Raw genomic sequence first — 6,656 nt, forward strand, 5'->3', positions numbered from 1 at the left:
ATCATCCGCTCGAGTGGTCAAGTGTTGATTTGTAGAAGTTTGCTTACTCGGCGTTGCACAGGGCCAAACAGTTATCCAGCATACGATTGGAGAAGCCCCACTCGTTGTCGTACCAAGCCAGCACTTTCAGCAGTTTTCCGCTGACTTTGGTGTGGTTGGCGTCGAAGATCGACGACAGCGGGTTGTGGTTGAAGTCGCTCGAAACCAGCGGCAACGTGTTGTAACCAAGAATCTTCGAATGCTGGCTCGCAGCTTTCAGCAGCGCGTTGACTTCCTCGGCGCTGGCTTCTTTTTTCAACTGCACCGTCAGGTCCACCAGCGACACATTGATCACCGGCACGCGCACGGCCATACCGGTCAGTTTGCCCGCCAGTTCCGGCAACACCAGGCCTACGGCTTCAGCCGCGCCGGTCTTGCTCGGGATCATGTTTTGCGTGGCCGAACGCGCGCGGTACGGGTCGGTGTGGTAGACGTCGGTCAGGTTCTGATCGTTGGTGTAGGCATGAATGGTGGTCATCAGACCGCTCTCGATGCCCAGTTCACGGTGCAGTACCTGCGCCACTGGTGCGAGGCAGTTGGTGGTGCACGAAGCGTTGGAGATGATCTGGTGCGACTGGCGCAGAATGTCGTGGTTCACACCATAAACGACGGTGGCATCGGCGCCTTTGGCCGGGGCCGAGATGATTACTTTGCGTGCGCCGGCGGTAATATGCGCGGCGGCTTTGGCGCGGTCGGTGAACAGACCGGTGCATTCGAATACCACATCAATCTTTTCCGCAGCCCATGGCAGTTCGGCCGGGTTGCGAATGGCGCTGACCGCAATGCGGTCGCCGTTGACGGTCAGGCTCTCGTTGTCGTGCGCCACTTCAGCGTCGAACGTGCCATGCACGGTGTCGTATTTGAGCAGATGGGCATTCATCGAGCTGTCGCCCAGATCGTTGATGGCGACGATCTGCAGATCCTGACGGTAGCCTTGGGTATACAGTGCGCGCAGGACATTACGGCCGATGCGGCCAAAACCATTGATTGCAATTCGAAGAGTCATTGAGCAGCGCCGCCGTCGTTTTGTTGTTGGAATTACAAGATTATTCGCATAAAAATAGAAAACAAGCCTTTTTAGTGGCAATATTTTGTTTTATCTACAACGAGTGACCTGAATCAACTGGTCCGAATGATCGACAGAACCGCCCGTCATCCCACGCGAGCGGCGCTTTGATCAGCATAGACAATCAGGTCGCCACATCCGTTAGCCTGGAGTTCTACACATGCATCCCCGCGTCCTTGAGGTCACCGAACGGCTTATCGCCCGCAGCCGCGCCACGCGTCAGGCTTACCTTGCGCTGATTCGCGGCGCTGCAACTGATGGGCCGATGCGCGGCAAGCTGCAATGCGCCAATTTCGCCCACGGGGTGGCCGGTTGCGGCACCGAAGACAAGCACAGCTTGCGGATGATGAACTCGGCCAACATCGCAATTGTTTCGTCATATAACGACATGCTCTCGGCGCATCAGCCGTACGAAGTGTTCCCGGAACAAATCAAAAACGCCCTGCGCGAAATCGGCTCGGTTGGCCAGTTCGCGGGTGGCACTCCGGCGATGTGCGATGGCGTGACCCAGGGCGAGCCAGGCATGGAGCTGAGCCTGCCGAGTCGCGAAGTGATCGCGATGTCCACGGCGGTGGCGCTGTCGCACAACATGTTCGACGGCGCGCTGATGCTCGGCATCTGCGACAAGATCGTGCCGGGGCTGATGATGGGCTCGCTGCGTTTCGGTCATCTGCCGACGATCTTCGTGCCGGGCGGGCCGATGGTGTCGGGGATTTCCAACAAGGAAAAAGCCGACGTGCGCCAGAAGTACGCCGAGGGCAAGGCGACTCGCGAAGAGCTGCTGGAATCGGAAATGAAGTCCTATCACAGCCCTGGCACTTGCACCTTCTACGGCACCGCCAACACCAACCAGTTGCTGATGGAAGTCATGGGCCTGCACTTGCCGGGCGCCTCGTTCGTCAACCCGAACACGCCACTGCGCGAGGCGCTGACCCGCGAAGCCGCGCATCAAGTCACGCGTCTGACCAAACAAAATGGCAACTTCATGCCGATCGGCGAAATCGTCGACGAGAAGTCGCTGGTCAACTCGATCGTGGCGCTGCACGCCACCGGCGGCTCGACCAACCACACCCTGCACATGCCGGCCATCGCCATGGCGGCGGGCATCCAGCTGACCTGGCAAGACATGGCCGACCTCTCCGAAGTCGTGCCGACCCTGAGTCACGTCTATCCGAACGGCAAGGCTGACATCAACCACTTCCAGGCCGCTGGCGGCATGTCGTTCCTGATCCGCGAACTGCTCGGCGCCGGCCTGCTGCACGAAGACGTCAACACCGTACTCGGCCACGGCCTGAGCCGTTACACCAAAGAACCGTTCCTCGATAACGGCGAGCTGGTATGGCGCGAAGGCCCGACTGACAGCCTCGATGAAAACATTCTGCGTCCGGTGGCGCGCGCGTTCTCGGCAGAGGGCGGGCTGCGGGTGATGGAAGGCAACCTCGGTCGCGGTGTGATGAAAGTGTCCGCCGTTGCGCTGGAAAATCAGATCGTCGAAGCACCGGCCATGGTGTTCCAGGATCAACAGGACCTGGCCGATGCGTTCAAGGCCGGTTTGCTGGAGAAGGATTTTGTCGCAGTGATGCGCTTCCAGGGGCCGCGTTCCAACGGCATGCCCGAGTTGCACAAGATGACGCCGTTCCTCGGTGTGTTGCAGGATCGCGGCTTCAAAGTCGCGCTGGTGACTGACGGGCGCATGTCCGGTGCATCGGGGAAAATTCCGGCGGCGATTCACGTCAGCCCGGAAGCTTATGTCGGCGGCGCTTTGGCGCGCGTGCAAGAGGGCGATATCATCCGCGTCGATGGCGTCAAAGGCACTTTGGAACTTAAAGTGGACGCCGCCGAATTTGCAGCACGCGAACCCGCCAAAGGCCTGTTGGGCAACAACATCGGCAGCGGTCGCGAACTGTTCGGCTTTATGCGTTTGGCCTTCAGCTCGGCGGAGCAGGGCGCCAGCGCCTTCACTTCTGCCCTGGAGACGCTTAATTGAAACTGGCTTTGGTCGGTGACATCGGAGGCACCAACGCGCGATTTGCGTTGTGGAAAGATCAGCAGCTGGAATCGGTGCAGGTGCGGGCCACTGCCGAGCATGCCAGCCCGGAGGCGGCGATCAGCCTGTATCTGAGCGGGCTGGGTCTGGCGCCGGGGGACATCGGTTCGGTGTGCCTGTCGGTGGCCGGTCCGGTCAGCGGCGATGAATTCAAATTCACCAACAACCACTGGCGCCTGAGCCGCAAGGCGTTTTGCCAGGCGTTGCGGGTCGAGCAGTTGTTGTTGGTCAACGACTTCTCGGCGATGGCGCTGGGCATGACCCGGTTGCAGCCCGGTGAATTTCGCGTGGTCTGCGAAGGCACGCCGGAACCGTTGCGTCCGGCGGTGGTGATCGGCCCGGGCACAGGCCTTGGCGTCGGCACTTTGCTTGATCTCGGCGAAGGTCGCTTTGCCGCGTTGCCGGGCGAGGGCGGTCACGTCGATCTGCCGCTGAGCAGCCCGCGCGAAACGCAACTCTGGCAACACATCCACAACGAAATCGGCCACGTCAGCGCGGAAACCGCGTTGAGCGGCGGCGGTTTGCCGCGTGTCTATCGGGCGATCTGCGCGGTGGATGGGCATGAGCCGAAGCTCGACACGCCGGAAGCGATCACCGCTGCCGGTCTGGCGGGCGATCCGATTGCGCTGGAAGTGCTTGAGCAGTTCTGCTGCTGGCTCGGTCGGGTGGCGGGCAATAACGTGCTGACCACGGGCGGGCGTGGCGGGGTGTATATCGTCGGTGGAGTGATTCCACGCTTTGCCGATTTCTTCGTTGAAAGCGGATTTGCGCGCAGCTTCGCCGACAAGGGCTGCATGAGTGAGTACTTCAAGGGGATTCCGGTGTGGCTGGTGACGGCGCCGTATTCCGGGCTGGTGGGTGCGGGAGTGGCGCTGGAACAGGCTTGAACCGAGTTGCTTCCATCGCTGGCAAGCCAGCTCCCACAGGATTGGTGACACTTTCGAAATGTGCACATGACCTGTGGGAGCTGGCTTGCCAGCGATGGGGCCTGAACAGACAACAAATTCCCTAGGTTCATCAGGCATAATCCGCCCCAATTCCAACAACAAGGATGCCTTCGAAGTGAGCTCAGTCAACAAGTCGATATTGTTGGTCGATGACGACCAGGAAATACGCGAGTTGCTCGAGACCTACCTGAGCCGCGCGGGTTTTCAGGTACGGGCCACGGCCGATGGCGCCAGTTTTCGTCAGGCGCTGAACGATGCGCCGAGCGATCTGGTGATCCTTGATGTGATGCTGCCCGATGAGGATGGCTTCAGTCTGTGCCGTTGGGTGCGCCAGCATCCGCGTCAGGCGCAAGTGCCGATCATCATGCTCACCGCCAGCTCCGACGAGGCCGATCGCGTGATTGGTCTGGAACTCGGCGCTGACGATTACCTCGGCAAACCCTTCAGCCCACGCGAACTGCAAGCACGGATCAAAGCCTTGTTGCGCCGTGCCCAGTTCGGTCAGGAACGCAGCGGCAGTGAAGTGCTGGCCTTCGATGAGTGGCGACTGGACATGGTCAGTCATCGACTGTTTCACGCAGACGGCGAAGAAGTGATTCTGTCCGGCGCCGACTTCGCGCTGCTCAAGCTGTTCCTCGATCATCCCCAGCAAATCCTCGACCGCGACACCATCGGTAACGCCACCCGTGGCCGCGACCTGATGCCGCTCGATCGCATTGTCGACATGGCCGTCAGCCGCTTGCGCCAACGCCTGCGCGACACTGAAAAACCGCCACGCCTGATCCGCACCGTGCGTGGCAGCGGTTACCAATTGGCAGCCAACGTGGTTGCCGGCAATGGTCACTGAGTTCCTGCGCAACGCGGCGGCGAAAGTGCCGGTGCCGCGTTCGCTGCTCGGGCGCATGCTGCTGCTGACGTTGTTGGCGGTGTTGTTCGCGCAAACGTTATCCAGCGTGATCTGGGTCTCGCAATTGCGCGCCACGCAACTTGAAGGCCTGGTCACCAGCGCCCGTAGCCTCGCGCATTCGATGACCGCCAGCGTCAGCTATTTCCGCTCATTGCCGGTGGCCTATCGACCGCTGGTGCTCGACCAACTGCGCAGCATGGGCGGTACACGGTTTGTCGTGACGCTCAACGACAAACCGCTGGATATGGAAGTGCTGCCGGTCACGCCGCGCAAGGCAGCGGTGATGCAAGCAGTCGACGAAGTGCTGCGCCAGTCGCTGGGTCACGACACGGATATTCTGGTGACCTTCGTCAGCCCCGAGGATCTGCGGATCTTCAATGCCGGGCTGAAACTCGATGAGTTGCCACGCTCCTGGGCGCACTACGCGCTGACGCTGGAGCCGGTGAATCCGCCGGTGCTGGTCACGCAAATTCAAATGGCGCCGGGAGAATGGCTGTACATCGCATCCTTGTTGCCCGAGCCGTACACCAGTCTTGAAGAGCAGGGCCTGCCGGCGCAGCAGGTGTGGTTCATCGTCCTCACCAGCGGCTTTCTGCTGTTGTTCATCGGCCTGCTGGTGCACTGGCAGAGCCGGCCGCTCAAGCGTCTGGCGCGGGCGGCGCGGGATCTGTCGCTGGGCGCGGATGTCGAGCCGGTGGCCGAGGGCGGTGGCAGTGAAGTGGTCGAAGTCGGTCGCGCGTTCAACACCATGCGCGAGCGCATCAGCCGCTATCTGACCGAACGCAGCCAGTTGTTCAGCGCAATTTCCCACGACTTGCGCACGCCGATCACTCGCCTGCGTCTGCGCGTGGAATTGTTGGAAGACGAAAAGCTGCAAGCCAAGTTTGGCCGCGATCTGGATGAGTTGGAGTTGCTGGTCAAAGGCGCGCTGCAATGTGTGAAGGACACGGACATCCACGAGAACATCGAGCCGGTGGATTTGAATCATGTGCTTGATTGTCTGGTGGAGCCGTATCTGGCACCCAATGGCAATGGCCGCGTGACCCAGCAGGGGCGGGCGCTGGCTGCGTATTCGGGTAAGCCGTTGGCGCTGAAACGCTGCATCGGCAATCTGATCGACAACGCCTTGAAGTACGGGCAGAACGCGCATTTGCATATCGATGATGACGAGAGCGCGTTTGTGCTGCACGTCGATGATGAAGGGCCCGGCGTGCCGGAGCAGCGCCTGGAGCAGGTGTTTGAACCGCACTTTCGACTGGCGGGGCAGCAGCAGGGGTATGGTCTCGGATTGGGGATTGCGCGCAATATTGCGCATAGTCATGGTGGTGAGGTGACATTGCAGAATCTGCGTGAAGGTGGGTTGCGCGTGACCCTGCAATTACCGCGTTCGGTGGACTGAAGATCAAAAAAGGCCCTCACCCTAACCCTCTCCCGGAGGGAGAGGGGACTGATTGGGGGATGCTGAAGAAATAAGCCGACCTGAAAGTGTTTTGCTGAATCCATAATCGATAAGGTCTTTCAGGTCGATGTTTGCAGTGGTCAACTAATTCCGGGCACCTCGATAGGTGGTTTTGACGCCATCGCCCGCTCATAAACGGTCGGTGGCAGATATCCCAGTTTCGAGTGCAGCCGTTCGTTGTTGTAAAACCC

At 60.2% G+C, this 6,656-nt stretch carries 5 protein-coding genes; 4 read left to right on the forward strand and 1 reads right to left on the reverse strand.

Annotated elements, in window-relative coordinates:
• Positions 1 to 43: 43 nt before the first annotated feature.
• Positions 44 to 1,045 (reverse strand): type I glyceraldehyde-3-phosphate dehydrogenase, encoded by a 1,002-nt coding sequence (gene gap / locus ACP7EE_RS25390; protein ID WP_426237620.1) that lies wholly within the window; start codon positions 1,043 to 1,045, stop codon positions 44 to 46.
• 220 nt (positions 1,046 to 1,265) lie between these two features.
• Here gap and edd point away from each other — a divergent pair, with 220 nt between their 5' ends.
• The 4 genes from edd (at position 1,266) to ACP7EE_RS25410 (ending at position 6,405) form a co-directional block, all read left to right on the forward strand.
• Entirely contained in the window at positions 1,266 to 3,092 is a 1,827-nt protein-coding gene (gene edd / locus ACP7EE_RS25395) for a phosphogluconate dehydratase (protein WP_420646337.1), read from the forward strand.
• Positions 3,089 to 4,039 (forward strand): glucokinase, encoded by a 951-nt coding sequence (locus tag ACP7EE_RS25400; RefSeq protein WP_426237623.1) that lies wholly within the window; start codon positions 3,089 to 3,091, stop codon positions 4,037 to 4,039. The genes edd and ACP7EE_RS25400 overlap by 4 nt, the downstream gene beginning before the upstream one ends.
• Before the next feature lie 175 nt (positions 4,040 to 4,214).
• Positions 4,215 to 4,946 carry a response regulator gene (locus ACP7EE_RS25405; RefSeq protein WP_426237625.1) on the forward strand — a complete coding sequence of 244 codons (732 nt, stop codon included), beginning with the start codon at positions 4,215 to 4,217 and terminating at the stop codon, positions 4,944 to 4,946.
• Positions 4,936 to 6,405 carry an ATP-binding protein gene (locus ACP7EE_RS25410; RefSeq protein ID WP_420646340.1) on the forward strand — a complete coding sequence of 490 codons (1,470 nt, stop codon included), beginning with the start codon at positions 4,936 to 4,938 and terminating at the stop codon, positions 6,403 to 6,405. Before ACP7EE_RS25405 ends, ACP7EE_RS25410 begins: the two co-directional genes overlap by 11 nt.
• Positions 6,406 to 6,656: the final 251 nt, after the last annotated feature.

It is taken from the genome of Pseudomonas sp. TWP3-2 (genome assembly GCF_049897765.1).
Lineage (GTDB): Bacteria > Pseudomonadota > Gammaproteobacteria > Pseudomonadales > Pseudomonadaceae > Aquipseudomonas.

What these genes read in the sequence shown, in the direction of transcription:
- edd (WP_420646337.1), top strand. Translation starts at nt 1,266, where the DNA reads ATGCATCCCCGCGTCCTTGAGGTCACCGAACGGCTTATCGCCCGCAGC.
- ACP7EE_RS25410 (WP_420646340.1), top strand. Translation starts at nt 4,936, where the DNA reads ATGGTCACTGAGTTCCTGCGCAACGCGGCGGCGAAAGTGCCGGTGCCG.
- gap (WP_426237620.1), bottom strand. Translation starts at nt 1,045, where the DNA reads ATGACTCTTCGAATTGCAATCAATGGTTTTGGCCGCATCGGCCGTAAT.